24 protein-coding genes are annotated in these 25,926 nt (G+C 74.5%); 16 read left to right on the top strand and 8 right to left on the bottom strand.

The features are described from left to right. Nucleotides 1–58 precede the first annotated feature (58 nt). The 7 genes from H9657_RS12050 to H9657_RS12080 all read left to right on the top strand — a co-directional run bounded on the left by H9657_RS12050 (nt 59) and on the right by H9657_RS12080 (nt 9,255). Nucleotides 59–1,075 carry a helix-turn-helix transcriptional regulator gene (locus H9657_RS12050; RefSeq protein ID WP_191783652.1) on the top strand — a complete coding sequence of 339 codons (1,017 nt, stop codon included), beginning with the start codon at nt 59–61 and terminating at the stop codon, nt 1,073–1,075. Nucleotides 1,076–1,149: 74 nt separating this feature from the next. Further along, entirely contained in the window at nt 1,150–2,604 is a 1,455-nt protein-coding gene (locus H9657_RS12055) for a pyridoxal phosphate-dependent decarboxylase family protein (protein ID WP_191783653.1), read from the top strand. Continuing rightward, complete coding sequence (locus H9657_RS12060) at nt 2,601–3,971, top strand: lysine N(6)-hydroxylase/L-ornithine N(5)-oxygenase family protein (protein ID WP_191783654.1); 1,371 nt, start codon at nt 2,601–2,603, stop codon at nt 3,969–3,971. The genes H9657_RS12055 and H9657_RS12060 overlap by 4 nt, the downstream gene beginning before the upstream one ends. Further along, a complete protein-coding gene (locus H9657_RS19710) occupies nt 3,968–4,597 on the top strand; it encodes a GNAT family N-acetyltransferase (RefSeq protein WP_191783655.1) in 630 nt (209 codons plus the stop codon). Before H9657_RS12060 ends, H9657_RS19710 begins: the two co-directional genes overlap by 4 nt. Then, entirely contained in the window at nt 4,594–6,468 is a 1,875-nt protein-coding gene (locus tag H9657_RS12070; protein WP_191783656.1) for an IucA/IucC family protein, read from the top strand. Before H9657_RS19710 ends, H9657_RS12070 begins: the two co-directional genes overlap by 4 nt. Before the next feature lies 1 nt (nt 6,469). After that, entirely contained in the window at nt 6,470–8,653 is a 2,184-nt protein-coding gene (locus H9657_RS12075; RefSeq protein WP_191783657.1) for a penicillin acylase family protein, read from the top strand. Continuing rightward, on the top strand, nt 8,650–9,255 hold the full coding sequence (locus tag H9657_RS12080; protein ID WP_191783658.1) for a GNAT family N-acetyltransferase: 606 nt from the start codon (nt 8,650–8,652) through the stop codon (nt 9,253–9,255). The genes H9657_RS12075 and H9657_RS12080 overlap by 4 nt, the downstream gene beginning before the upstream one ends. Nucleotides 9,256–9,392: 137 nt before the next feature. Here the strand turns inward: H9657_RS12080 and H9657_RS12085 are convergent, their stop codons facing one another. The 5 genes from H9657_RS12085 to H9657_RS12105 all read right to left on the bottom strand — a co-directional run bounded on the left by H9657_RS12085 (nt 9,393) and on the right by H9657_RS12105 (nt 11,634). Then, nucleotides 9,393–10,250, bottom strand: coding sequence for an alpha/beta hydrolase (locus H9657_RS12085; RefSeq protein ID WP_318241463.1), 858 nt, complete (start codon nt 10,248–10,250; stop codon nt 9,393–9,395). A 123-nt stretch (nt 10,251–10,373) separates the two neighbouring features. Beyond that, nucleotides 10,374–10,721 (bottom strand): Fic family protein, encoded by a 348-nt coding sequence (locus H9657_RS12090; RefSeq protein ID WP_191783659.1) that lies wholly within the window; start codon nt 10,719–10,721, stop codon nt 10,374–10,376. Nucleotides 10,722–10,832: 111 nt separating this feature from the next. Beyond that, a complete protein-coding gene (locus H9657_RS12095; protein WP_191783660.1) occupies nt 10,833–10,991 on the bottom strand; it encodes a hypothetical protein in 159 nt (52 codons plus the stop codon). A gap of 68 nt (nt 10,992–11,059) precedes the next feature. Then, nucleotides 11,060–11,434, bottom strand: a complete 375-nt coding sequence (locus H9657_RS12100) for a type II toxin-antitoxin system death-on-curing family toxin (protein ID WP_191783661.1) — start codon at nt 11,432–11,434, stop codon at nt 11,060–11,062. Continuing rightward, entirely contained in the window at nt 11,431–11,634 is a 204-nt protein-coding gene (locus tag H9657_RS12105; protein ID WP_191783662.1) for a ribbon-helix-helix protein, CopG family, read from the bottom strand. Before H9657_RS12105 ends, H9657_RS12100 begins: the two co-directional genes overlap by 4 nt. A gap of 176 nt (nt 11,635–11,810) precedes the next feature. Between H9657_RS12105 and H9657_RS12110 the strand changes: the two genes are divergently transcribed. Continuing rightward, a complete protein-coding gene (locus H9657_RS12110; protein ID WP_191783663.1) occupies nt 11,811–12,419 on the top strand; it encodes a type I phosphoribosyltransferase in 609 nt (202 codons plus the stop codon). Here H9657_RS12110 and H9657_RS12115 read toward each other — a convergent pair. Beyond that, nucleotides 12,400–13,386: a squalene cyclase gene (locus H9657_RS12115; RefSeq protein ID WP_191783664.1), complete on the bottom strand. Its 987-nt coding sequence runs from the start codon at nt 13,384–13,386 to the stop codon at nt 12,400–12,402. The genes H9657_RS12110 and H9657_RS12115 overlap by 20 nt on opposite strands. A 119-nt stretch (nt 13,387–13,505) precedes the next feature. Continuing rightward, nucleotides 13,506–15,845, bottom strand: coding sequence for a (Fe-S)-binding protein (locus tag H9657_RS12120; protein WP_191783665.1), 2,340 nt, complete (start codon nt 15,843–15,845; stop codon nt 13,506–13,508). A gap of 326 nt (nt 15,846–16,171) precedes the next feature. On the opposite strand from H9657_RS12120, the gene H9657_RS12125 reads away from it, so the two are divergent. Genes H9657_RS12125 through mnhG form a run of 6 tightly spaced genes read left to right on the top strand, consistent with a single transcriptional unit; the run spans nt 16,172 to nt 22,844 of the window. Continuing rightward, nucleotides 16,172–19,309, top strand: a complete 3,138-nt coding sequence (locus tag H9657_RS12125; protein WP_318241464.1) for a Na+/H+ antiporter subunit A — start codon at nt 16,172–16,174, stop codon at nt 19,307–19,309. Between the two features lie 11 nt (nt 19,310–19,320). Beyond that, nucleotides 19,321–19,848 carry a Na(+)/H(+) antiporter subunit C gene (locus H9657_RS12130; protein ID WP_191783689.1) on the top strand — a complete coding sequence of 176 codons (528 nt, stop codon included), beginning with the start codon at nt 19,321–19,323 and terminating at the stop codon, nt 19,846–19,848. Continuing rightward, nucleotides 19,845–21,398: a Na+/H+ antiporter subunit D gene (locus H9657_RS12135; RefSeq protein ID WP_191783666.1), complete on the top strand. Its 1,554-nt coding sequence runs from the start codon at nt 19,845–19,847 to the stop codon at nt 21,396–21,398. The genes H9657_RS12130 and H9657_RS12135 overlap by 4 nt, the downstream gene beginning before the upstream one ends. Further along, nucleotides 21,395–21,970 (top strand): Na+/H+ antiporter subunit E, encoded by a 576-nt coding sequence (locus H9657_RS12140; protein WP_191783667.1) that lies wholly within the window; start codon nt 21,395–21,397, stop codon nt 21,968–21,970. The genes H9657_RS12135 and H9657_RS12140 overlap by 4 nt, the downstream gene beginning before the upstream one ends. Continuing rightward, nucleotides 21,967–22,464 (top strand): monovalent cation/H+ antiporter complex subunit F, encoded by a 498-nt coding sequence (locus H9657_RS12145; protein ID WP_191783668.1) that lies wholly within the window; start codon nt 21,967–21,969, stop codon nt 22,462–22,464. Before H9657_RS12140 ends, H9657_RS12145 begins: the two co-directional genes overlap by 4 nt. After that, the gene (gene mnhG / locus H9657_RS12150; RefSeq protein ID WP_191783669.1) at nt 22,461–22,844 is read left to right on the top strand and encodes a monovalent cation/H(+) antiporter subunit G; all 384 of its coding nucleotides are present in this window, start codon (nt 22,461–22,463) and stop codon (nt 22,842–22,844) included. Before H9657_RS12145 ends, mnhG begins: the two co-directional genes overlap by 4 nt. Before the next feature lie 15 nt (nt 22,845–22,859). Here the strand turns inward: mnhG and H9657_RS12155 are convergent, their stop codons facing one another. After that, the gene (locus tag H9657_RS12155; protein WP_191783670.1) at nt 22,860–24,320 is read right to left on the bottom strand and encodes a phytoene desaturase family protein; all 1,461 of its coding nucleotides are present in this window, start codon (nt 24,318–24,320) and stop codon (nt 22,860–22,862) included. Between the two features lie 112 nt (nt 24,321–24,432). Here H9657_RS12155 and H9657_RS12160 point away from each other — a divergent pair, with 112 nt between their 5' ends. Beyond that, complete coding sequence (locus H9657_RS12160; RefSeq protein ID WP_191783671.1) at nt 24,433–24,912, top strand: hypothetical protein; 480 nt, start codon at nt 24,433–24,435, stop codon at nt 24,910–24,912. After that, nucleotides 24,909–25,926, top strand: a 1,018-nt coding sequence (locus H9657_RS12165) for a hypothetical protein (protein ID WP_191783672.1), incomplete at its 3' end; no start/stop codon positions are given. The genes H9657_RS12160 and H9657_RS12165, both read left to right, overlap by 4 nt.

Here is a 25,926-nt window from a genome sequence, read left to right on the forward strand (position 1 = left end):
GGATTGTGGACAGAATCCGCCCGGTATCGAGAACGCATCACCTGCTCGCGGGGCGACCGTGAGCCGCCCGACCGCCCGCGTGCTCGCGCTGCTGGAGCTCCTCCAGACCGGCCGCCGGCGCACGGTCGGTGACCTCGCGGACCGGCTGGGCGTCGACGAGCGCACCGTCCGGCGCTACGCCGAGCACCTGGCCGACCTCGGCATCCCCGTCGAGGCGCAGCGCGGCAGGTACGGCGGGTACCGCATCGCGCCCGGCCACAAGCTGCCGCCGCTGATGCTCACGGACGACGAGGCCGTCGCCGTCGTGCTGGGCCTGACCCTCGCCGAGCGTGCCGGACTCGCGAGCACCGGCCACGTGGCGACCGCCAGTGCGCTGGCGAAGGTGTCGCGCGTCCTGCCACGGCCGTTGAGCCGCCGGATCGACACCCTGCTGGCGACCGCGCAGTTCACCACCCCGGCGCGCCCCGCCGCCCCGACCGGCGCCGACACGCTCCTCGCGCTCGCGGCCGCCGCGCAGGAGCGACGCACCGTCGTCATCACCTACACGGCGTGGGACGGGCGGGAGTCGCGGCGTGAGCTCGACGTGTACGGCGTCGTCCTGCACTCCGGCCGCTGGTACGTCACGGGCCACGACCACGGCCGCGACGACGTGCGGACGTTCCGCCTGGACCGCGTCGGCGCGGTCGAGCAGGGCGACGGCTCGTACGAGGTGCCGGCCGACTTCGACGCCGGCGCGCAGGTGGTCGCCGGTATCGGGGCGGTGCGGTGGTCGCACGAGGTCACGGTGGTGCTGCGGACCACCCTCGCGCAGGCGCGCGAGCGGCTGCCCGCCAGCGTGGGTCGCCTGAGCGAGCACGCCGACGGGGTCCTGCTGGAGACGCGGGCCGAGCGCCTCGACGGCATGGCCGCCCTGCTCGCAGGGCTCGGCTGGGACTTCGAGGTGGTGGGCCCGGACGCCCTGCGGGACGAGCTTGTCGTCCTGGCCGACCGCCTGCGTGCCGGTGCGGCCCCCGGCGCCGGCGCTGCACACCCTGCGGACCCACCCTTGACGAATCCTCCCGTTCGCGTAGGTTAGGCGCGCCTCACTTAGGTGAGCCTCACCACGCGTCCCGCACGAGCGGGACGTGTCCGTCAGGGGGAGAACCACGCGTGCACGAGCTGCTGTCCGCCGCGAGCGCCGACGCCTACGTCGACGCCATGCGCGGCACCGTCGACCGGGTCGCCGCCCGGTTCCGCACCACCACCCAGCCGTTCTCGGGCGCGAGCCGCGCGCAGCTGCAGGCGCTCGTCGACGCGGTCGACCTCGACGGCCCCGGCCGCGGGACGGCCGCGGCGCTGCGCGAGGTCGACGACCTGTTCGCCCAGCACGCCGTCTGGTTCCACGACCCGGCCTACACCGCGCACCTCAACTGCCCGGTCGCCGTGCCGGCCGTCGCGGCCGAGGCCGTGCTCGCCGCGATCAACCCGAGCATCGACACGTACGACCAGTCGACCGTGGGCACCCTCATGGAGCGGCGGGTCGTCGCGTGGACCGCCGCCCGCATCGGCTACCTCGCGGGCGGCGGCGTGTTCACGTCGGGCGGCACGCAGTCGAACCTGCAGGCGCTGCTGCTGGCGCGCGAGCACGCGCTGGCCACCGCGCCGGGCGTCGGGCTCCGCGACCTCGTCGTGCTGGCCACCGCGTCGAGCCACTTCTCCGTGCAGCGGTCCGCGTACCTGCTGGGCCTGGCGCCCGACGCGGTCCGCCTCGTCCCCGTCGACGAGCGCGGCCGCATGCGCCCCGACGCCCTGGCGATCGCAATGCGGCACGTCGCGGACGACGGCCGGCACGCCGCGGCCGTCGTCGCCACCGCCGGGACGACCGACCGGGGGTGCGTCGACCCGCTCGCCGCCGTCGCCGACGTGTGCGACGCCGCCGACGTGTGGCTGCACGTCGACGCCGCGTACGGCTGCGGCCTGCTCGTCAGCCGCACCCGCCGGCACCTGCTCGACGGCATCGAGCGGGCCCGGTCGGTGACTGTCGACTTCCACAAGGCGTTCTTCCAGCCCGTGTCGTCCTCGGCGCTGGTCGTGCGGCACGCGGCCGACCTGCGGCTCGTCGCGCACCACCACGACTACCTCAACCCCGCGGGCGAGGACGAGCCCAACCAGGTCGACGTCTCCCTGCAGACCACGCGCCGGTTCGACGCGCTCAAGCTCTGGACGACCCTGCGCGCGCTGGGGGCCGACCGCATCGGGGAGATGGTCGACGCGACCGTCGACCTCGCGGCGGCCGTCCACACGCTCGTCGACGCCGACCCGGACCTGCGCCTGCTCGCCCCGACCGACCTGTCGACCGTCCTGTTCCGCTACCAGCCGGACGGCCTCGACGACGCCCGCGCCGACGCGCTCGTCGGCCAGGTGCGCCGCGTGCTGTTCGGCTCGGGCCGCGCACTCGTCGCCCGCACGACGCTCGACGGCCGCCCGTGCCTCAAGCTCACGCTCCTCAACCCGGACACGACGGTCGCCGACGTGCGGCACGTGCTCGAGCTGGTCCGGCGGGCGGCGGGCTCGCTGCTCGAGGGCGACGACCTGCTGCGTCCCGACGTGGCGGTGGCCCGGTGACCGCGGTACGCGCCGACGCGCACGTCCACGACGTCGTCGGGGTCGGCATCGGGCCCTTCAACCTGGGCCTGGCCGCGCTCGCGGCACCGCTCGACCTCGACACGGTCTTCCTCGACCGCGCCGCCGAGTTCCGCTGGCACCCGGGCATGATGCTCGACGGCGCGACCATCCAGGTGCCGTTCCTGGCCGACCTCGTCACCATGGCCGACCCGACGAGCCCGTACTCGTTCCTCAGCTGGCTCAAGCACACCGGCCGGCTCTACCCCTTCTACATCCGCGAGAGCTTCTACCCCCTGCGCGCCGAGTACGACGCGTACTGCCGGTGGGTCGCGCAGCAGCTCGCGTCGCTGCGCTGGGGTCGCACGGTCACGGCCGTCGAGGTCGACCCGCACGACGACGACCTGTACGTCGTGCACGCCCGCACCGCCGACGGCGTCGAGTCCTACCGGACGCGGCACGTCGTGCTCGGCGTCGGCACGCAGCCCGTCGTCCCGGCGGCCCTGCGGGGGCTCGACGGCCCGGTCGTGCACTCGTCGCAGTACCTGCCGCACCGCGACCGGCTGCGCGCGGCCGGGTCCGTGACGGTGGTCGGCTCGGGGCAGTCCGCGGCGGAGGTCTACCGCGACCTGCTCGACGCGACGGGCCCCGGCGGCCCCCGGCTGGACTGGGTGACGCGCTCACCGCGGTTCTTCCCGATGGAGTACACCAAGCTCACGCTCGAGATGACGTCGCCGGAGTACACCGACCACTTCCACAGCCTGCCCACGGCGCTGCGCGACCGGTTGTCCCGAGAGCAGCGCACCCTCTACAAGGGCATCAGCGCTTCCCTCGTCGACGACATCTACGACACCCTCTACCGCATGAGTGCCGCCGGGCCCGTGCCGACGACCCTGCTCACCGACACCGAGGTGCGCGGGGCGGTGTGGGACGGCGAGCGGTACACGCTGCGGCTGCGGCACGCGCAGCTGGGCGTCGAGCACGAGCGCACCACCGAGGCCCTCGTGCTGGCGACGGGCTACGCGGCGCAGGTGCCGGACGTCGTCGCGGGTATCGCCGACCGCCTCGACCACGACGAGCACGGGCGCCTGGCCGTCGCGCGCGACTACTCGGTCGACGGCGGGCGGCGCAGGGTGTTCGTCCAGAACGGCGAGGAGCACACGCACGGCGTCACCGCCCCGGACCTCGGCTTCGGTGCGTGGCGCTCGTCGACGATCCTGGCCGCGGTGTGCGGGCGCGAGGTGTACCCGCGCGAGCAGCGGATCGCGTTCCAGGACTTCGGCGTGCCCGCCGGGACGCCGCCGCCGTCCGGCACCGTGGGCGCGGGTGCTGCCGTGGCCGCCGCGCTCGCGGGCGGGGCCGCCCGGTGACCGACTGGCGCGCGATGCGGACCGAGCCGCTGTCGGCGCAGACGGTCCGCGACGAGGCGTGGAAGCGCATCGGCCCGGTCCGCCTGGACCGCGTCGTCCCGGAGCGCGACGCGCAGGTGCTGCACCACTGGCTGACGCACCCCGCCTCCGCGTTCTGGCAGATGACGGACCTGGGCCTCGACGAGGTCCTGGCCTACGAGCAGCGGCTCGCGCGGTCCACCGACGAGCACGCGTGGATCGGCCGGGTCGACGGACGCCCCACGTTCATGGTCGAGACGTACGACCCGTCGCGCGTCCTGCTCAAAGGCGTCTACCGGGCACGCACCGGGGACGTCGGGATGCACCTGCTCGTCGCGCCGCCGCAGCGGGCGCCGCTGCACGGACTGACCGATGCGGTCATGGCCGCGACCCTGCGCTTCTGCTTCGGCACCCTGCGCGCGCAGCGCGTCGTCGTCGAGCCGGACGTGCGCAACACGGCCATCGCCGCCAAGAACGCCGCCGCCGGGTTCCGTGTGGTCCGCGAGATCGAGCTGCCCGGCAAGCGCGCCGCGCTGTCCGTGTGCACGCGCGAGAGCTTCGCGGCCAGCCGGCTCGGCGCCACCACGACCCACGAGGACACCCGATGACGCTCACCGACCTGCCCGTCGCCCCACCCGCGACGCACCCTCCCACCCCGGACCGGCCCGCCGCGGCCCACCGCCCGCCGCACCCCGCCGACCACCTCACGCCCGAGCACCTCGAGGCGGCGCAGCGCCACCTCGTCACCAAGGCGATCGCCGAGCTCGCGCACGAGCGGCTGCTGGCACCGGCCGTCGACCGGACCGCGGTGACGTCCCCGGCCGACCCGCGCCGCGCCTACGTGCTGACGCTCGAGACGGCCGACGGCGTCGCCGTCGTCTACCGGTTCCGCGCCCGGCGCCTCGCGCTCGAGCACTGGGCGGTCGACGCCACCACGCTCACGCGGGAGGTCGACGGGCGGCCCGCGCCCCTCGACGTGCTCGACCTGGTGCTCGAGCTGCAGCCGCTGCTGCGGGTGCCCGACGACCTGCTCGCGCTCTACCTCGAGGAGCTGTCCTCGACCCTCGCGAGCGCCGCGTACCGCCGCGCGCACGGCGGCCCGACGAGCGCCGAGCTGCTGCACGCCGACCTGGCGACCGTCGAGCAGGCGATGACCGAGGGGCACCCGTCGTTCATCGCCAACAACGGCCGCATCGGCTACGGCGTCGGCGAGCACGACGCGTACGCCCCCGAGGCGGGGCGTCCCGTGCGGCTCGTGTGGCTCGCGGCCCGGCGCGCCGTCAGCCACGTCGCCACGGGCGCGGGCCTCACCGAGGACGCGCTGTACCGCCACGAGCTCGACGAGTCGACGCGCGAGCGCTTCGCGGACGACCTGCGCGGCCTGGGCCTCGACCCGGCCGACTACCGCTACCTGCCCGTGCACCCGTGGCAGTGGGAGCACCGCGTCGCGGTGACCTTCGCGCCCGACGTCGCCCGCCGCGACCTCGTCCTGCTCGGCGAGTCCGACGACACCTACCGCGCGCAGCAGTCGATCCGCACGTTCCTCAACGTCGACCGCCCCGACCGGCACTACGTGAAGACGGCCGTCGCGATCCAGAACATGGGCTTCCTGCGGGGCCTGTCGCCGGCGTACATGCGGGCGACCCCCGCCATCAACGACTGGGTCGCCGACCTCGTCGACGGCGACCCCGAGCTCGTGGCCTGCGGCGTGCGCGTGCTGCGCGAGCGCGCGTCGATCGGCTACACGGGCGACGTCTACCACCGCACGCCGCGCCCCAGCGCGCACCGCAAGATGCTCGCGGCGCTGTGGCGCGAGCAGCCGTACGCGTTCCTCGCCCCCGGGCAGCGCGCGACGACCATGGCCGCGCTGCTGCACCGCGACGCCGCGGGCGACGCGTTCGCCACGGCCGCCGTGCGGGCCTCCGGGCTCGACCCGACCGACTGGCTGCGCGCCTACCTGCGGGTCTACCTGCGCCCGCTCGTGCACTGCCTGCGCGCGCACGACCTGGCGTTCATGCCGCACGGCGAGAACGTGCTGCTCGTGTGGCAGGACCACGTGCCCGTCGGTGCGCTGCTCAAGGACATCGGCGAGGAGGTCGCCGTCCTGTCGGACCGTCCGCTGCCGGCCGCGGTCGAGCGCATCCGCGCGGTCGTCGACGACGACGAGAAGGCGCTGGCGATCTTCACCGACGTGCTCGACGGCGTCCTGCGGCACCTCGCGGCGATCCTCGTCACCGACGGCGTGCTCACCGAGGAGCGGTTCTGGGGCGTCGTCGCCGACACGATCGACGCGCACCACGCCGACCACCCGGACCTGCCGTCGGGGGTCGACCTGCGCGCTCCGCGGTTCGCGCACTCGTGCCTCAACCGCCTGCAGCTGCGCAACACGCTGCAGATGGTCGACCTGGCCGACCAGTCGTCGTCGTTGATCTACGCGGGGACGCTGGCCAACCCGGTCGCGCGCGAGGAGATCGCCTGACATGCGGTTCGAGCTCTTCCGCGACGCGTGGGGCGTGCCGCACGTGCGCGCGTCCGACGAGCTCGCGCTGGCGTACGGGCAGGGCTGGGTGACCGCGCGCGACCGGACGTGGCAGGTGCAGACCGACCGGTGGCGCGCCGAGGGCCGGCTCGCCGAGCACATCGGCGACGGCGGGGTCGCGTGGGACGTCGTCGCGCACCGCCTGCTGCTGCCGGACACCGCGCAGCGCGCGTACGCCGCGCTCGGGGACGACGACCGCGCGTGGGTCGACGCGTACACCGCCGGTGTCAACGCCGGGCTCGCGTCGGCGCCCCGGCCGGTGGAGGTCGACGAGCTCGACCGCGTGCTGGGCAGCACCACGCCCGACGACCCGTGGCCCGCGTGGGCGCCGCTCGGGGTGTTCCTCGTGCAGCACGCGCTGTTCTCGACGTTCCCGCGCGTGCTGTGGCACGACCACCTGGTCCGCAGCGCGCGGTACTCCGGGCACCCGGGGCTCGCGGCCGTCGAACCGCTCGACCTCGTGCGCCTCTTCGACCCCGCCGCCGACGGCCCGACCAGCGGGTCCAACGCGTGGGCGCTGCACGGGTCCCGGACGACGTCGGGCGCGCCGCTGCTCGCGGGCGACCCGCACCGCGTCCTGGAGCTGCCCGGCCCCTACCAGCAGATCCGCCTCGCGTGCCCGGAGTACGACGTGCTCGGGCTCGCGTTCCCCGGCGTGCCGGGGCTGCCGCACTTCGGCCACACCGGCGGTGCCGCGTGGGGCATCACCAACGCGGTCGCGCACGCCGCCGAGGTGTACCGCGAGCTGCTGAGCCGCGTGGGCGACGAGTGGCAGTCGCTCGGGCCGGACGGGTTCGAGCGCGTCACGCGCACGTCGGCGCAGGTGCTCGTCCGCGGTGGTGAGCCGCTGGCGCTGGACCTGCTGGAGACCGCGCGCGGGCCCGTGGTCGTGCGCGGCATGGCGACCGGCCGGCCCGTCGACCAGGACGACGTCACGACCGGCGCGCTGCCGCAGGTCACGCTCGAGGAGGCCCGGTCGGTGCGCCTGCAGCCGCGCGTCGACGCCGATCTCGGCTTCGCGTGCCTGCGGCCGCTGCTGCGTGCCCGCACCGCCGGCGACGTCGCAGCCGCGCTCACCGGGTGGGTCGACCCCGTCAACCGCGTCGTCGCCGCCGACACCGCGGGCGTCGTGCTCACGTTCGACGCCGGCCGGGTCGCCGACCGCGCACCGGACGACCGCGTCCTGCCGCTGCGCGCCTGGGCCGCCGCGCACACCCCGCGCCGCTGGCGCGTCCTGACGGCACCGCGCGAGGTCACCGACGCCGTGGTCGACGCGAACGAGTGGCCCGCCACCGCCGACCGCCACCACGGCAGCGTCTACACGCCCGACCGCGCCGCGCGCCTGCGGACGCTGCTCGCGCAGCGCCCGACGTGGGACGTCGACGACCTGCCTGACCTGCACGGCGACACGCACTGGGCCGGTGCCGGGCGGCTGCTGCGCCACGTAGCCGGGCTCGCCGGGCTCAGCGCGCCCGCCGCCGCCGTGCGCGACGGCCTGCTGGCGTGGGACCTGCACATGGACGCCGGGTCCCCGCAGGCCGCGCTGCTCGCGGACCTGCGTGCGGCGCTCGTCCTGCGGATCGTCGAGGAGCCGACGCTGGTGGCGCTCGCCGCGCCGCACCGCGCCGGCCCCGCGTTCGACGCGTGGTTCAGCCTGCGCGGGCGCGTCGGCGCGGCGCTCACGGCGTTGCTCGACCGCACCGACCTGGGCATCGACGGGCCAGCGCACGTGCGCGCCGCGCTGGAGGACGTCGCGGCCCGCGCCGACGGCGGCACGTGGGGGGCCCGGCACACGGTGCTGCCCGCGCACGTGCTGGCCGACGTCCCGGGCGCCGACGTCCCGACGGTCCCCGCGCTGCCGCTGGGTGGCGACCAGGACACCGTGCGCTGCACCGGGACCGTCCCGGGCGTGACCGACCGCGCGTTCCGCGGGTCGGTGGCCCGCTGGGTGTGGGACCTCGCGGACAGGTCGCGCAGCCGGTGGGGCGTGCCGTTCGGCACGAGCGGCGATCCGCGCAGCCCGCACTTCGCGGACCAGCACGCGACGTGGGCGGACGCGGGGACGGTCGAGGTCGTGACCGATTGGGCGCTGCTGACGCCCGAGCCGGTGGGAGTGGGGGAGTGAGCGTCGTGACGGGCGCGGTGGGCCTGACCGCGGCGTGGGCCGGGCTCCCCGGCGGGTCCGTGCTCGACGAGCGGTCCGTCGACGGCCTCGGCGTGCTGACCACCGCGGTGCTCGACCTCGACGCCGACCTGCCGACGCTGCACGCCTGGTGCACGGCGCGCGGCACGGCGTTCTGGGGGCTGGGCGGCCTGGGCGTCGACGAGCTGCGGGAGACCTACGCGGTGGTCGACGCCATGACGCACCACCACGCGCTGATCGTGCGCATCGACGGCACGCCGGTCGCCCTCGTGCAGGCGTACGAGCCCGCGCTCGACCCCGTGGGGGAGGTGTACGACGTCCAGCCCGGCGACCTCGGCGCGCACGTGCTCATCGGTGCCCGGCCCCCGCGGCCCGTCGCGGGCTACGCGCCGCGCTTCGTGCGGGAGATGGCGCAGGTGCTCGCGGACCGCACGGGCGCGACGCGGATCGTCGGCGAGCCCGACGCCCGCAACGCGGCCGTGCTGCGCGTCCTGGAGCGGGCGGGTTTCACCCTCGGCCAGGAGGTCGACCTCCCCACCAAGCGCGCCCGCCTGACGTCCTACGACGTCACACCGTCCCCCTGACCCGCCCACCCCACGCCACCCCCGCCACCCACCACCGCCACCCCACCCCCGCCGAGCGCGGTACTCGACCGTCGAGCGCGGTACGAACGAGTGCCGCGCTCGGCGGTCGAGTACCGCGCTCGCGGCGGGCGCGGCCGCTAGCCGACGACCGCCTGCGCGAGCTCGACCACCTCGTCGGCGAGGCGCGGACCGAACCAGACCGCGTCGTTGTGGCCCGCTCCGGGCACGACCACCTCGCCCTGCAGATTGCCCACGCGCGCCGCGAGCTCCGCCGAGAGCCGCGACGGCACGACGTCGTCGTCGGTGCCGTGCAGCACGCGCACCGGGACGTCGCTGCCGTCCAGGTGCTCGGCGCTGGCGAAGCGGTCGCGCAGGATCAGCCCCACGGGCAGGAGCGGGTAGTGAGCGCGCCCGACGTCGACGAGCGACGTGAACGGGGAGCGCAGCAGGAGACCGGCGGGCGGGTCCGTCGTGGCCAGCCGCGCGGCCACGCCGGTGCCGATCGACTCGGCGACGTACAGCGTCCTGGCCCGGTCGAACCCCTCGTCGCGCAGCGCCGCGGCCGCCGCCCGCGCGTCACGGGCCAGGCCTCGCTCGCTGGGCCGGCCGGGGTTCCCGCCGTACCCGCGGTACTCCAGCAGCAGCACCGTGAAGCCCCGCGCGGCGATCTCCCGCACGACGTCGAGCCTGCCCAGCCGGTTGCCTCCATTGCCCGGCAGGTAGAGGACCGCGACCTCCCGGTCCTCGCCCGCCGGCGGCACGAGCCACGCCGCCAGCTCCAGACCGTCGTCCGTCCGCAGCACGAGGTCACGTGCGCCGGGCACACGGCCCGCGACCGTGCCGACGTCGGTCCGGTCCGGGAAGTAGACGAGGGCGCGCTGGAGCACGGTGACCAGTGTGACGACGAGCGCGACGACGGCGAGCACCGCGAGGAGCGCGCAGCCCGGGCGCCGGCCCGCCTCGGCCGACCTCCGGCGTCGACCCACGCGGCTCACGACGGCCTCCCTCGATCGGCGGCGACGGTTCGACGCTAGCGCGCGGGAGGCGGGTCTCCGGGAACAAGGAGGTAAGGCACCACCTGCTTGGCGTTGCCCGTGCCGGTGAGGCGAACTGGGCGACTACTCGCCGATGGGGCGGCTCATCACGATGGTGGCCAGCTCGGTCGGGTCGCGGTGCTGGTCGTATCGGCGTAGCGACTCGATGTACTGCCGCTTGTCGACGTCCCAGTCGTAGGTCGCCGGCGGCTCGTCGGCGCCCTGCGCAGCGAGCAGAGTGAGATCGGCGAGCAGGCGCGTGGAGCGGCCGTTGCCGTCAGCGAACGGATGGATCCGGACGGTCTCAGCGTGAAGGGCGATCCCCAGCTGGTGGGCAGTCCAGTCCGACGTGTGCTGCCACCGGTACACCCTCGAGGACAGCGCCGACGAGGTCCTCGGTGACAGCCGTCTGGACCGCTTGCTCGAGGTCATAGACGTCGGCCTTCGTCGGCGGGTCGGACAGGACCTCGCGGGCGTGCGGAAGGAGGGTGGCCAGCTCGTCCCCGTCGAGGGGTGTCTCGCCGTACCCGGGGTCGAGCGGCGTCACGAAGCGCGGCGGGTGCGCGCGGCGACGAACTTCTCGACCTTGGGTGAGCGCACGAACTCACGCGGGACGACCCGGCCTTCGAGCTTGGCGGACACTCGCGTGGAGCGCTCAGCGGAACGCTTGACCGCGCTCTTGTCGACGACTCGACGGTTCATGGTCGTCTCCTCCGTCTGCCAGGGAAGTCCATGCTAACGCTGGCCTTCCGGTTGCGGTCGGCCGGTGCTCACCAGGCTTCGGTCAGGCGTGCGAGGCGTTCGCGGATGCTCTCGACGTCGTCCACCCGGCCGGCGGCGACGTCCATGATGAGGTCGTAGGCGTCGTCGTTCGTCGCTACCAGGCGCGTGCCGTTGACGCCCAGGAACACGATGGTGCCCGCGAGTGCGAGTCGCTCGTCCCCGTCCAGCAGGGCGTGGTTGCGAGTCAGCGAGTGGAGCAGTGCGGCCGCCTTGGTGAGGAGGTCGGGGTACGCGTCGGCTCCGGCGATCTGCGTGCGCGGTCGGGCGGCGGCGGACTCCACGAGGCCGATGTCACGCACCACCAGGTTGCCCACGACGCGTCGTGCGACGACCAGCAGCTCCTCGGCAGTGAGGTAGATCATCTACCGAGACGCTCGAGTGCCTCGGCGTAGCGCGGCAGCTCGCTGTCCATGACGGCGTTGATGAGGTCCTCCCGTGACGTGCGCTCGATGTAGTCCCGCACGGCTTGCCGCGCCACGTCCTGCATGGATCGGTGCTCGACCTCCGCGCGGCGCCTCAGGGCCTCGGTCTCGGCCGTGTCGAGTCGAAGTGTCATCGCCATGCAGTGATGGTATCAGCAGCGGTATCACCGCGCCCCGCCGGTGTTCTCGACGTCTCCCACGCGGCCGCGGCGAGGATCTCCGACGTGCCGACGGCGCGCTCGTGCGGGAGTCTGGGGCGCTGTCGGGCGCCCCGGCGCCACACCCCGCTCGGACCGCGGAGAGTTCAGGGAGCCTCATGGAGACATCGCGTTCACCCAGGACGGCCGCGTGGGTCGTGGGGGCCGCCTGCGTCGGGGCGCTCCTGGCGTACGGGGTGATGCGCGCCTTCCCGGACCTCTCGCTGTTCGGCGCCGGGTCGCAGGACCGGGACGCCGAGATCGTCAGCTCGATCACCCGGGAGGAGCAGGTCGTGCTCCTGAGCCTGGGGATCGAGGGCATCGCCGAGCAGTCCGCGACGGGGTCGTTCCTGGGGGTGGACGTCCCCGGCACCGGGCGGTCGTCGTTCGTGAAGTACGGCTTCAACGCCAAGCTGGGGATCGAGGGCGGCGACGTGCGGATCGCCCGGGCCGGCGAGGACGAGCTCGTCATCTCCGTGCCCGAGTTCATCTTCATCGGGCACGACGACGAGAGCTTCAGGACGGTGGTCGAGGACAACGGCGTCCTGAGCTGGGTGACTCCGCAGATCGACACCGTCGAGATGATCGACGACATCCTCGACGAGGGTGCTCAAGGTCAGTACATCGACGAGAACGAGGAGATCCTCCAGGACCAGGCCAGGGCCTTCTACTCCGCCATCGTCACGAGCATCGACCCGACGGTCGCTCTCACGTTCGAGTTCCGCTGACCTCGCCGTCCCACCAGGCCAGGACGCGCGCGGCGTGGAACGTCAGCCACCGGGACGGCTCGCCCGGCGGCACGTCGACCTCGAACCACGCGCGCCCCGGCAGCCGGTGCTGCTGCAGCCACGTGCCGTCGGGCTGCTTGGCGGCGCGCACGGTCTCGACCGCGTCGGCGAGACGCGGGTCGGGTGCGGTGCCGTCGTGCAGCGCCGCCGCGCGGAAGTGGTCGAGCGCGTTCAGCGTGCTGAACCGCCAGCGGAACGGGTAGGAGAACACGGTGACCCAGGGGCCGAGCGGTTCGCCCGTGGTCACACGCCGCAGCAGCCGGCGCTCGAGCAGATACTCCTCACCGGCGTGCCGGGCGGCACGCAGCGCGTCCGAGCCGGTCGTGGCCCCGTACGACAGCAGGCCCTTGACGGTGTTGAGCGTCGAGTGCACCGACGAGCGCGTGGAGCCCTCGACCCACTCGCAGTTCCAGCCGCCGTCGGGCAGCCGGTGCTCCGGGAACCAGGCCGCGAGCGCGGTGACGTCCGCGCCGAGCCACGCGCCGTTCGCGAGCGTGAAGGCGTTGATGCAGCAGTCGACCTCGCCGGCCCAGTAGGGCTCGTCGTTGTACTCCCAGCGGCTGTGGGCCTGGAGCTTGTCGGCCGTCCCCGCGAGCACGGCTGCGTCGAGCCCCCAGCCGCGCAGCGTGTTGAGGGTCCACGTCGTCGCCGTCCACGGCTGCCCCGCGCCGGGCTGCGCCTCGGGCCCCTCGAAGTCGAAGCCGCGCGGGAAGTACGCGCCGCCCGCCCACTGGCCGTCGTCGTCCTGCAGCGCGAGCAGCCGCGCACCGAACCCCTCGGTGGCGACACGCGCCCGGGTCGCCTGCCAGACCTCCTCGGGCGCACCGACGAGGTCACGCTCGACCTGCCACCGCAGCGCGGGGTCGGAGTCGAGCAGCCAGTCGACCAGAGCGCGCCCCAGAGCCATGCCCCACGGTAGCGACGGCGTCCTCCCGCCCGGAAGTGGTCACATCTGCCGGGTGAGGGGCCGGAAGTGGTCGGATGTGCGACCACTTCCGGGACGGGGGCGGGGGCGGGGGCGGGGGATCAGTCCTGGTGGGCCAGGCGGTCGCGGAGGAGGACGGCGATGTCCGCCACCTCCGGGACGCCCACCTGCGGGCGGGGGCCCGCGGGGGTGGGCTCGTGGCGGGTGGGCTCGTGGGGGGCGGCGGGTTCGTGCGTGCCGGTCGCGGCGGCACCGGGTGTCGGGTGCGTGCCGGCGTCGTCCGGCGTCGTCCCGTCCGCCGCGCCGCTCGCGTCCGTCGCCTGGGCCGCGTCCGCCGACGCCCGCGCGTGCGCCGCGACCCCGTCGCTGAGCATCACCGTGCAGAACGGGCACGCGGTGGCGATGGCGCTCGCACCGGTCGCGACGGCCTCGGCCGCGCGGACCGTGCCGATGCGCTCGCCGATCGTCTCCTCCATCCACACCCGCGCGCCGCCGGCGCCGCAGCAGAACGACGTCTCGCGGTTGCGGGGCATCTCGGCGAGCGTGACGCCGGCCGCGGCCAGCAGCTCGCGCGGGGGCTCGTAGACCTGGTTGTGGCGGCCCAGGTAGCAGGGGTCGTGGTAGGTGACGGTGGCCCCGTCGGCGTCCTCGCCCACCCCCGGCGCGAACCGCAGCCGCCCCTCGCCGACGAGCGTGTCGAGCAGCTGCGTGTGGTGGACCACCTCGTACCGGCCGCCCATCGCGGGGTACTCGCGCGAGATCGTGTTGAAGCAGTGGGCGCAGGTGACGACGATCCGCTGCGCGCCGACCTCGTTGAGGGTCTCGACGTTCTGCGCGGCGAGCATCTGGTACAGCGCCTCGTTGCCCGCGCGCCGGGCCGGGTCGCCCGTGCAGGTCTCGCCGTCGCCGAGCACCGCGAACGTGACGCCCGCGGCGTGCAGCAGCTCGGCCACCGCGCGCGTCGTCTTCTTGGCGCGGTCCTCGAACGCCCCCGCGCAGCCGACCCAGAACAGCCAGTCGACCTCGGTCGCGGACTCGACGTCGACGCCGACGACCGGCACGTCGAACTCCAGGCCCTTGGCCCAGTCGAGGCGCTGGCGCGCGGGCAGGCCCCACGGGTTGCCGCGCCGCTCCATCTTGGTGAACGTGCCGCCCAGCTCGGCGGGGAACGCCGACTCCATGAGGGTCTGGTAGCGGCGGATGTCGACGATCGTGTCGACGTGCTCGATGTCGACCGGGCACTGCTGCACGCACGCGCCGCACATCGTGCACGCCCACAGGACGTCGGGGTCGATTACGCCGGACGCGACCAGGTCGACGCCCAGGTGGGGGTCCGCCTGCGCCTCGGCCGACGCCCCCGCGGCGCGTGCCGCCTGCACGTACGGGGCCGTCGCGGCCGCGTGGTCGCGCAGCGCGAGCGTCAGCAGCTTGGGGCTCAGCGGCTTGCCGGTCGCCCACGCGGGGCACTGGTCCTGGCAGCGCCCGCACTCGGTGCACGTCGCGACGTCGAGCAGCCCCTTCCAGGGCAGGTCCTCGATCGCGCCGACGCCCAGGCGCAGGTCCTCGGGCAGGTCGTCGACGGCCGTGAGGTCGAGCGGCTCGCCCGTTGCGTCCCGCAGCGGCACGAGGGAGCCCAGCGCGGGCGCGCCGTCCGGCTCGCGGCGCGCGTACACGTTGACGACCGCGAGGAACCGGTGCCACGCGACGCCCATCGTCGGCAGCAGCCCGACGACCACGAACCACGCCATCGACACCAGGATCTTCACCAGCGCGACGACGACCACGGCCGTCGCGAGCGTCCCGGGGTCCACGGCCGTCCACGACGCCCCGAACCACGCGCTGAGCGGGAAGTGCAGCGCGGTGGCCCACGCCTCGCCGTCCTGCACCCCCAGCGCGTACTCCAGGCCCCGCAGCACCAGCACCGCGACGACCACCAGCAGGACCGTCGCCTCGACGACGTACGCCCACACCTGGTTCGACCCGAAGAACCGCGACCGCCGCTGCGTGGCCTCCGGCTCGCTCGCGCGCGGCCGCACACGCTGCCGCAGCACGATCAGGTAGGCGATGCCGAGCAGGCCGAGCCACGCGAACGCCTCGACCGCCCACTCCAGCGGCACCCAGTGGCCGACGAGCGGCAGCCCGTACCGCGGGTCGACGAGCTGCCCGTACCCGGTCAGCAGCGTGACGACCAGCACGGGGAACGAGACCATCACCACCCAGTGCGCCGCGCGCACGGCCGGGCGCTGCTGGAAGCGCCCGTGGCCCAGCACCTCGCGCACGAGCGTGGCGAGCCGCGGCCCGACGGGCGTCCACCGCCCCGGCAGGGGCCGTCCGGTGCGCACCGTCCGCACGATGACGACGACGCCGCGCACGAACACGGCCACGCCGACGACCGTCGCCACCGCCGCCAGCACGACCGCGCCCACCTGGAGTCCGCTCACGGCGCCAACCTAGCCGCCACGTCGTCCCCGTTGTCGCGCACGCCGCGTCGCGCGAGGACGCAGACGGGGGAGCACGGTCAACCGTTGGTAATATCGACGTGTTCCCCGCACCCACCACGACGTTCCCGACCAGCACGGAACCGCCGTCCACCGGCCAGGGTCCATCTGCTGGGTCGACGGGCGCCGTGCGTGGTCGCACCTTCCCATCATCGGGCTGCGGTCCTGACCTCGCGTGAGCGAGCCGGAGCCGTGCCCGCGGACCGTCCCCGACGGTCCGGACACACCGACCGACCGACCACCCGCCCCCGACACGGACGGAGCCGGACGTGCTGCTGCTGCTGACGATCCACCTCGCAGCAGCCCTCGTCGCGCCCGTCCTCTTCCGCTGGTGGGGTCGCCGCGCGTTCTGGGCGCTGGCGGCGGCGCCCGCGTCGGCGGCCGTGTGGGCGCTGACCTGGACCGGTGAGGTGCAGGCCGGGCGAGGCCCGACCGAGGTCGTCGAGTGGGTACCGGCGCTCGGGCTGGAGCTGAGCTTCCGGCTCGACACCCTGTCGTGGCTCATGACGGTCGTGGTCGGCGGTGTCGGCGCGCTCGTGCTCGTCTACTGCGCCGCGTACTTCTCGCCGACGGCGTCCGGGCTGGGCCGGTTCGGCGGCGTGTTCACCGCGTTCGCGGGGTCCATGCTCGGCCTCGTCACGGCCGACGACATGCTCCTGATGTTCGTGTTCTGGGAGCTCACGACGGTCACGTCGTACCTGCTCATCGGGCACTACGCGGACCGCAAGGCGAGCCGCCGCGCCGCCATGCAGGCGATCATCGTGACGACCGCGGGCGGGCTGGCGATGCTCGTCGGCGTCGTCATCCTGGGGCACGCCGCGGGCACGTACTCGATGTCCGCGCTCATGGCGGACCCGCCGGCCGCGTCGGCCGCGGTCGTCGCCGCCGTCGTGTGCCTGCTCGCGGGCGCGGCGACGAAGTCCGCGCTCATCCCCTTCCACTTCTGGCTGCCCGCGGCCATGGCGGCCCCGACGCCCGTCAGCGCGTACCTGCACGCCGCGGCCATGGTGAAGGCCGGCGTCTACCTGGTCGCGCGCTTCGCGCCCGCCTACTCCGAGCTGCCCGTGTGGCGCTGGACGATCGTGGTCCTGGGCTGCGGGACGCTGCTGCTCGGCGGCTACCGGGCCCTGCGCCAGCACGACCTCAAGCTCGTCCTCGCGTTCGGCACCGTCAGCCAGCTCGGCCTCATCATCCTGCTCGTGGGCCTCGGCACGCAGGCCACGGCGCTGGCCGGCCTCGCGATGCTGGGCGCGCACGCGATGTTCAAGGCGGCTCTGTTCCTCGTCGTCGGCACGGTCGACGTCGCGTGCGGCACGCGCGACCTGCGGCGCCTGTCCGGCGTGGGCAGGGCGCTGCCGTGGACCGCGCTCGCGGGCGGGCTCGCGACCGCGTCGATGATCGGGCTGCCGCCCTTCGCGGGGTACGTCGCCAAGGAGGCGGGGCTCGAGGGCGTCGCCCACCTCGAGGACGGCACGATCGGCTGGATCGTCCTCGCGGCGGTCGTCGTCGGGTCGGCGCTCACCGTCGCGTACGGGCTGCGGTTCTGGTGGGGCGCGTTCGCGACCAAGGACGCGCTCGTGCCGCAGTCCAAGACGCAGGACTCCGAGGGCGTCGCGACGACGACGTCGCTGGCCGCGGGCGGCGACGAGTCGGTCGAGCCGGCCCCCGTCATGCGCCCGTCGTTCCTGCTGACCGCGCCCGCGCTGATCCTGTCGTTCCTCGGTCTGGCGGTCGCGCTGCTGCCGCACCTCGGCGAGCACCTGCTCGCGCCGTACGCCGGGACGTACCCGGTGGGGGAGCCCGGGCACCTGCTGCTGTGGGGCGGGTTCGGACTCGTGCTGTGGCTGACGGTCGGCATCCTGAGCGCCGGCGGCCTGCTGTTCCTCGTGCGCGACAAGGTCGAGCGGTGGCAGGCGCGCGTGCCGCACCTCATCGAGGCCGACCACACCTACCGCCGCTCGATGCGCAAGCTCGACGACCTCGCGGCCGACGTCACGGCCGTCACGCAGCGTGGTTCGCTGCCCCTGTACCTCGGCGTCATCCTCTTCACCTGGGTCGTGGCGGTCGGGACGGCGCTGGTCACCGGCACGTCGCTGCCCACCGAGACCCGGCCGTGGGACTACGCGGCCCAGACCGTCTTCGCGGGCGCGGCGATCGTCGCGGCGATCCTCGTGGCGCGGGCCCGCCGGCGTCTCAAGGCCGTCATCCTCGCCGGCATCTGCGGCTACTCGATCGCCGGCATGTTCCTGCTCTACGGCGCGCCGGACCTCGCGGTCACGCAGGTGCTCGTCGAGACCATCACGCTCGTCGTCTTCGTGCTCGTGCTGCGCCGCCTCCCCCCGTACTTCTCCGACCGGCCGCTCGCCGGGTCGCGCTGGCTGCGGCTCGGGCTGGGGCTCGCCGTCGGGCTCGTCGTGGCGGGTGTCGCGCTGGTCGCACCGTCGGCGCGCGTGCACCCGCCGGTCTCGGCCGACTTCGCGACCGAGGCCTACGAGTTCGGGGGCGGCAAGAACATCGTCAACGTGACCCTCGTCGACATCCGCGCGTGGGACACGATGGGCGAGATCTCGGTGCTGCTCGTGGCTGCCACGGGCGTCGCGTCGCTCGTGTTCCTCTCGGCGCGCGGCGGCCGGATCTTCCGTGAGCGCGAGGCGCCCGCCGACCGCGCGGTGTGGGGCGGCACGCCGGACCCCATGGCGACGCTGCGGCGCCCGAGCACGGCACCCGGCGGGGCCGAGCCGGACGTCGAGGCGCCCCCGACGCCGTCGGCGGGCACGCCGCGCGCCGTCGGGTCGCGTGCGCGCGAGTGGCTGCGCGCCGGGCGCACGGTCGCGCCGCAGCGCCGGTCGGTGGTGTTCGAGGTCGTCGTGCGCCTGCTCTTCCACACGATGATCGTGTACTCCGCGTTCCTGCTGTTCAGCGGGCACAACCAGCCCGGCGGCGGGTTCGCCGCGGGCCTCGTGACGGGCATCGCGCTCGCGGTGCGGTACCTCGCCGGCGGCCGCTACGAGCTGGGTGAGGCTGCGCCCGTGCAGCCGGGCGTGCTCCTGGGCACCGGGCTGTTCCTGTCGGCGGGTGTCGGGCTCGTGGCGCTGTTCGTCGGCGGCAACGTCCTGGAGTCCTGGATCTTCGAGTTCCACCTCCCGATCTGGGGGGACGTCAAGCTCGTGACCAGCCTGTTCTTCGACGTGGGGGTGTACCTCGTCGTCGTCGGGCTCGTCCTGGACATCCTGCGCAGCGTGGGGGCCGAGATCGACCGTCGTGCCGAGACCGGTGAGGACGACGTCGCCGAGCACGCCGTCAGCGGGTACGACCACGTCGTGGTCGCGCGCACGCGGTCGGGTGCCGTGGACCCGGCGGCAGTGCCGCCGGACCTGGGCGGCTCCGGTCGGGGGGTGACCCCGTGACGGACGTCGTGATGAGCCCCAACCTCGTGTTCGTCGTGACCATCGGCGTGCTGTTCACCGTCGGGGTCTACCTGGTCCTCGAGCGCAGCCTGACGCGCATCCTGCTGGGCATCGTGCTGCTCAGCAACGGCACCAACCTGCTGATCCTCGTCGCCGGCGGCGCGGCCGGTGCGCCGCCGCTGATCGGGGTCGCGTCCGACCGCCCGATGAGCGACCCGCTGCCGCAGGCGCTCATCCTCACGGCCATCGTCATCACGCTCGGGCTGACGGCGTTCCTGCTGGCCATGGCCTACCGCTCGTGGCAGCTGCACCGCCACGACGAGGTGCAGGACGACGTCGAGGACCGCCGCATCGTGCGCCTCGCGGCCCGCGACGAGCGCGCGTTCGAGGACGCCGACACCGAGTCCGACGGCGAGACGCTCGACGAGGAGGCCGCCAGCGCGCGCGACGAGACCGACGAGGGCGAGGCGTTCGACGGGGCGCCGTCCGAACGCCCGCCGCCGCGCACCGACCACACCACCCGGGAGGAGGGACGATGACCGACTGGGGCTGGCTCGTCCCCCTGCCCGTGGTGCTGCCGCTGTCGGCCGCCGGCCTGGCGCTCGCGCTGTACCGCCGCCCGCGCCTGCAGCGCATCGTCTCGCTCGCGACCCTGACGATCGTGGCCGTCGTGTCGGCCGCGCTGCTCGTCATCGCGGACTCCGGACCCGTGGTCGTCGAGGTCGGCGACTGGGCGGCGCCCGTCGGCATCAGCCTGGTGGCGGACCGCCTGTCGGCCCTCATGCTCACGGTGTCGTCGGTCGTGATCCTGTGCGTCCTGATCTACTCGCTGGCGCAGGGCCGCGAGGACGGTGAGCGGTTCGCGCCCATCTCGATCTTCCACCCCACGTACCTCGTGCTGTCGGCGGGCGTCGCCAACGCGTTCCTCTCGGGCGACCTGTTCAACATCTACGTGGGCTTCGAGATCCTGCTCGCAGCGTCGTACGTGCTCATCACGCTGTCGGGGACGCGCGAGCGGATCCGAGCCGGGACGATCTACGTCGTCGTCGCGATCCTGTCCTCGGTGCTGTTCCTCGTCGCGATCGCCGCGATCTACGCGGCCGTGGGCACCGTCAACCTCGCGCAGCTCGCGATCCGGCTGCCGGAGGTGGACCCCGGGGTCCGGCTGGTGCTGCAGTGCATGCTGCTGCTCGCGTTCGGCATCAAGGCGGCCGTGTTCCCGCTGTCGTCGTGGCTGCCGGACTCCTACCCGACGGCGCCCGCGCCCGTCACGGCGGTGTTCGCGGGCCTGCTCACCAAGGTCGGCGTCTACGCGATCATCCGGACGCAGTCGCTGCTGTTCCCGGGCGGGCGGCTCGACGACGTCCTCATGTGGGTCGCGCTGGCGACCATGGTCGTGGGCATCCTCGGCGCGGTCGCGCAGGACGACGTCAAGCGTCTGCTGTCGTTCACGCTCGTCAGCCACATCGGCTACATGATGTTCGGCATCGCGCTGGGCAGCGTGCACGGCTGGAGCGCCGCGATCTACTACGTCGCGCACCACATCACGGTGCAGACCGCGCTGTTCCTCGTCGTCGGCCTCGTCGAACGCTTCGGGGGCACGACGTCCCTGGACCGCCTCGGCGGGCTGGCGAAGATGACGCCCGTGCTGGCGGTCCTGTTCTTCGTGCCCGCGATGAACCTCGGCGGCATCCCGCCGTTCTCCGGGTTCCTCGGCAAGGTCGGGCTGCTGGAGGCGGGCGTCCAGCTGGGCACGCCGACCGGGTACGCGCTGGTCGTCGGGTCCGTCGTGACGTCGCTGCTGACGCTGTACGCGCTGATCAAGGCGTGGAACAAGGCGTTCTGGCAGAGCCCGCCGGAGGAGCTGCCCGCCAACCGGGTGCCGATGGGGATGGTCGCGCCCACCGCCGCGCTCGTCGTCGTGAGCCTCGCGCTCACCGTCTTCGCCGGCCCGCTGTACGCCTACACGGGACGCGCCGCGCAGACGCTGCAGGAGCGCTGGCCGTACATCGAGGCCGTGCTGCCCGACGGCATGCGCGGCGAGGGCGAGTCGCAGCGTGCGGCCGACGACGCGGAGGTGGGGGGATGAGCCTGCACCCGCGCCGCACCGGCTGGCGCTTCCAGTGGGCGACGATCGCCTGGCTCACCGTCGTGTGGGTGCTGCTGTGGGGCGACGTCACGTGGGGCAACATCGTCAACGGCGCCCTGCTGGGCATGCTCGTGACGGTCGGCCTGCGCATGACGCCCGTCGACTTCCACGGCCGCGTCCACCCGGTGGGCCTGCTCGTGCTGCTCGGGCGGTTCGCGGTCGACCTCGTGCGCGCGTCGTTCGAGGTCAGCCTGGTGGCGCTGCGGCCCCGGTACACGCCGCGGGGCGCGGTGATCTGCGTGCAGCTGCGCAGCCACTCCGACCTGTACCTGACGATGACGGCCGAGCTCGTGTCCCTCGTGCCCGGGTCGATCATCGTCGAGGCGCACCGGCTCACCGGACGCCTGTACGTGCACGTCCTGGACGTCGAGACCAGCGGCGGCGTCGAGAAGGCGCGCCAGAGCGTGCTCGACCAGGAGGCGCGGATCCTGCGGGCGCTCGCGTCCGACGAGGAGCTGGCGGACGCGGGCCTGCCCCGCAGCCGCCGTGACCGGGAGGTGGCGTCGCGATGAGCCCGTTCGACGTCGTCGTCGTGGTCGGCGGGGTGCTGCTGACCCTCGGTGCGGCCTTCGCGATCGTGCGGGCCGAGAAGGGCCCGTCGATCCTCGACCGGACCGTCGCGCTCGACATCGTCGTCACGACGATGATCGCCGCGGTCGCCCTGTACGCGGCGTACTTCCGGCGTGCCGACGTCGTGCCCCTGCTCGTCGTGCTGTCGCTCGTCGGCTTCGTGGGGTCGGTGACGGTCGCGCGGTTCGCGGCCGTCGAGCCCGAGGGCGAGGGGCGCGTCCGCACGCGTGAGGAGGTCGCCGCCGAGGAGGCCGAGAAGCGTCGCCTCGAGCAGGAGGAGGAGGAGACGCGCCGCCGTCGTCGCCGCGTGGTCGAGGCCGAGGAGCAGGCCGTCGCCGACGCGGAGCGCGACGTCCCGTCGAGCTCGCGCGACACCGTCGAGGACGAGCCGGACGACGAGCACCACGGCGGCCCCGCCGACGAGGAGGCACGATGACCGCCACGATGTGGGAGACGGCCGCGGACGCCGTGTCGATCATCTGCCTGCTGGGCGGTGCGTTCTTCGCGTTCGCCGCGGGCGTCGGCGCCCTGCGCTTCCCCGACCTGCTGGCCCGCATGCACGCCGGCACCAAGCCGCAGGTGCTGGGCCTGATCCTCGTGCTGGTCGGGCTCGCGCTGCGCCTGCGCGAGGGCGGTGCGGTGTGGGCGCTCGTGCTCGTGGCGATCTTCCAGATGCTCACGGCACCGGTGGCCGCGCACATGGTCGGGCGCGCGGGCTTCCGCACCGGCAAGGTCCGCAACGACCTGCTGGTGGTCGACGAGCTGACGCGCGACCTCGACGACACCCAGACGGACGGGACCGGCGACGACGTCTGAGGCGTCGCGGGCCAGTCAGGCGGCGAACACCGACCGGACGCGGATCCCGAACTCGCGGCGCAGCGCGCGGCTCGCGGCGAACCACCCGCCGAGCCCGTGCACGCCGGGCCCCGGCGGCGTCGCGGCCGAGCACAGGTACACGCCGTCGACGCCGGCGGCGTACGGGTCGAGCGTCGGCGTGGGCCGCGCGAACATCTGCGGCAGGTCCACGGCGCCGGCGGAGATGTCGCCCCCGACGTAGTTGGCGTTGTGGTGCGACATCTGCGACGCGGGCACGCACCGGGACGCCACGACGACGTCCCGGAACCCCGGGGCGTACCGCTCGATGTGCCGCGTGACGGCCTCGGTCGTGTCGACGTCCGAGCCCGCCGGGACGTGGGCGTAGGACCACAGGGGACGCAGGTCACCGCTGCGGCGGCCGTCGTCGACGACCGACGGGTCGCTGACCAGGCACATCGGCAGCTCGGCGTGCCGGCCCGCGTGGACGTCCGCCTCGGCGCGCGCCATCTCGGCGCGCGTCCCGCCCACGTGCACGGTGCCGGCGCGTGCGACGTCGGGGTGCTCCCACGGCACGGGCGCCGACAGGACGAAGTCGACCTTCGACGCGGCGTCGCCGTGCCGGTACCGCTCGAGCGCCGCGCGCCGGCGGGCGGGCAGCTCGTCGCCCAGCACGTCCACGAGGCCGCGGGGCGTGGTGTCGAACAGGTAGCACCGCGCGGCCGGGAGGTCGGCGCGCGAGCGCACGGGGTGGTCGGTGACGACCGTCCCGCCGTGCGCGCGCAGGTCCGCGACCAGGGCCGCGACGATCGCACCCGAGCCGCCGCGGGGGATCGGCCAGCCCTGGCCCGCGTGCGCCAGCGACGCCAGGAGCAGGGCCGTGCCCGCCCCGGCGAGGCTCGGCAGGCGCGAGATGGCGTGCGCCGCGACCCCGGTCAGCAGCGCGGGGGCCACGTCGCCGCGGAACCGCGCGCCCCACGCGGGCGTGCCCTGCTCGGCGACGCCCAGGCCGAACCGGGCCGCCCCGACGAGGCCGCCGGGCAGCAGGCCCGCCGGGATGCTGCGCTTGTCGCCGAGGGCCACGCGCACGACGTCGTCGGTGTGCCGCGACAGCGCACCGACGAGCGAGCGCCACGCGGGCCCGTCCTCGTCGAGCCCCTCGACCGTCCGGTCCAGGTCGTGCCACGCGATCCCGGCGCGGCCGTCCGGCAGCGGCTGGGCGAACGAGACCTCGGGGACCAGCAGCTCGACGCGGCGCTCGAGCCCGAACGCCTGGAAGAACGGCGAGGCCCACGCCATCGGGTGGACCGCCGAGCAGACGTCGTGCACCACGCCGTCGGCCAGGCCGAGGTCCAGCGTGCGTGCGCCGCCGCCGACGGTGGGCTGCGCCTCCAGCACGGTGACGGACAGCCCGGCGCGCGCCATCGTGACCGCAGCAGCGAGACCGTTGGGGCCGGAACCGACGACGACGACGTCCATGGGCGTCATTCTCGCGTCGCGCGGGTCCAGGACGCGAACCCGCCCCCGGGCGCGGTGCCCGCCCGTAACCTGACGACCTGGACATCCGGGGCGCGAGAAGGTCGAGGGACGTGTGGTCGACGACGGTGGTCAGGCGGGCCTGCGGTCGACGGGGGAACCCGCGGACGACGAGACGCGCGAGCGCCGCCGGGCGCGGCGCGTGACCTGGTCCGCCGTCGGCCTCCTGCTGCTCGTCGCGGCCGTCCAGCTCGAGCTGTGGCCGCTGACCGCGTACCGGCTGTTCAGCGACGTGCGCACGGGTACCGCGGCGTCGGTCGAGCTGGTCGCGGTCGCACCCGACGGCACACGGACGCCCGTGCGCCTGGACCCGCGCAACCCGGTGGTCGTCACGACCGGGCGGCAGTACCCGCGCGTGCGCGACGCCGCACCGGGCGAGCAGCGGGCGATGGTCCGGGCCTGGCTGCAGGCCGCGGGCATCGACCCCGGAGGCGTCGCGGACGCGCGGTTCGAGCGGGTCGTGCTCGAGCTGGACCCGGACACCGGTGAACGACGCGAGACGTCCCGCACGCTGCTCGTCGAGGTGGACCCGTGAGCGCGGCGGCGCCCGCGGTCACGCGCCGTCGGGGGCTGCTCGCGCGCGTCGACGACCGGCTGGTCGCCCCGGGCCCGGCGTTCCGCCTCCTGGAGGTGCACACCCTCGTCGCGCTCGTCATCGGGCTGCGGCTCGCGACCCGCGACTGGACGCTCGTGGCCGAACGGCCCGAGGTCCTGACGTTCCGTGCCAGCCTGGTCGGCTGGTTCCCCGCGCCGGTGCCGCCGTGGCTGCTCGTGGCGCTGCAGGTCGCGGGCCTGGCCGGCGTGACGCTCGTCGTGGCCCGTCGCAGCCCGCGCGCCGGCTTCGCGCTCGCGTGGGTGGCCTACACGGTCCTGGCGGGGCTGTGGGGCAGCTCGGGCAAGGTCATGCACAACGACGTCCTGACAGTCACGGTGGGCGCCGTCCTGCTGCTCGCCCGGGTGCCCGGCAGGGACGTGGACGCGCGGGACGAGCGGGTCGCGTGGGGCTGGCCGCCGCGCGCCGCCCTGGCCGTCGTCGCCACCGTGTACTTCCTCACCGGCGCGCAGAAGATGCGGCACAGCGGCATCGACTGGGTCCTCGGCGACAACATGGCGTGGGTGCTGCGCTGGGGCACGTCCCCGTTCGGCGACGGGTTCACCCACCTGGTCGCCGACCAGCCGTTGCTGCCGCAGCTGCTCGCCGGCGGGGCCATCTGCCTCGAGCTCGGCGCGCCCGTGCTGCTCGCGCTGCGCGTCACCCGGATCCCGTTCGCGCTCGCCGTGCTGGCGATGCACGGGAGCATCTGGGCGTTCCTCGGCCTGGACTACTGGGCGTGGGTGCTCACCGTCGCGGCCGTGGCCGTCCCGCTGGGGCTGCCGCGCGACGTGCCGCTGCGCGCGGCCCCCGCGGCGCTCGCGCGCGCGGTGGCCGGGCGGCGCGGGGGGGGGCGCCGCGAGGACGGCGGCCCCCGCGGCCGCGAGCACGGCCGGGCCCCGGCCGCCCACGGGGACGTGCCGGACGTGGTCGTCGTCGGCTCGGGCAACCTCGGTC

This window comes from Cellulomonas avistercoris, assembly GCF_014836445.1.
Taxonomy (GTDB): domain Bacteria; phylum Actinomycetota; class Actinomycetes; order Actinomycetales; family Cellulomonadaceae; genus Cellulomonas; species Cellulomonas avistercoris.

What these genes read in the sequence shown, in the direction of transcription:
- H9657_RS12130 (WP_191783689.1), top strand. Translation starts at nt 19,321, where the DNA reads ATGAGCCCCAACCTCGTGTTCGTCGTGACCATCGGCGTGCTGTTCACC.
- H9657_RS12100 (WP_191783661.1), bottom strand. Translation starts at nt 11,434, where the DNA reads ATGATCTACCTCACTGCCGAGGAGCTGCTGGTCGTCGCACGACGCGTC.
- H9657_RS12140 (WP_191783667.1), top strand. Translation starts at nt 21,395, where the DNA reads ATGAGCCTGCACCCGCGCCGCACCGGCTGGCGCTTCCAGTGGGCGACG.
- H9657_RS12075 (WP_191783657.1), top strand. Translation starts at nt 6,470, where the DNA reads ATGCGGTTCGAGCTCTTCCGCGACGCGTGGGGCGTGCCGCACGTGCGC.
- H9657_RS12145 (WP_191783668.1), top strand. Translation starts at nt 21,967, where the DNA reads ATGAGCCCGTTCGACGTCGTCGTCGTGGTCGGCGGGGTGCTGCTGACC.
- mnhG (WP_191783669.1), top strand. Translation starts at nt 22,461, where the DNA reads ATGACCGCCACGATGTGGGAGACGGCCGCGGACGCCGTGTCGATCATC.
- H9657_RS12115 (WP_191783664.1), bottom strand. Translation starts at nt 13,386, where the DNA reads ATGGCTCTGGGGCGCGCTCTGGTCGACTGGCTGCTCGACTCCGACCCC.
- H9657_RS12135 (WP_191783666.1), top strand. Translation starts at nt 19,845, where the DNA reads ATGACCGACTGGGGCTGGCTCGTCCCCCTGCCCGTGGTGCTGCCGCTG.
- H9657_RS12110 (WP_191783663.1), top strand. Translation starts at nt 11,811, where the DNA reads ATGGAGACATCGCGTTCACCCAGGACGGCCGCGTGGGTCGTGGGGGCC.
- H9657_RS12155 (WP_191783670.1), bottom strand. Translation starts at nt 24,320, where the DNA reads ATGGACGTCGTCGTCGTCGGTTCCGGCCCCAACGGTCTCGCTGCTGCG.
- H9657_RS12070 (WP_191783656.1), top strand. Translation starts at nt 4,594, where the DNA reads ATGACGCTCACCGACCTGCCCGTCGCCCCACCCGCGACGCACCCTCCC.
- H9657_RS12090 (WP_191783659.1), bottom strand. Translation starts at nt 10,721, where the DNA reads ATGACCTCGAGCAAGCGGTCCAGACGGCTGTCACCGAGGACCTCGTCG.
- H9657_RS12095 (WP_191783660.1), bottom strand. Translation starts at nt 10,991, where the DNA reads ATGAACCGTCGAGTCGTCGACAAGAGCGCGGTCAAGCGTTCCGCTGAG.
- H9657_RS12105 (WP_191783662.1), bottom strand. Translation starts at nt 11,634, where the DNA reads ATGGCGATGACACTTCGACTCGACACGGCCGAGACCGAGGCCCTGAGG.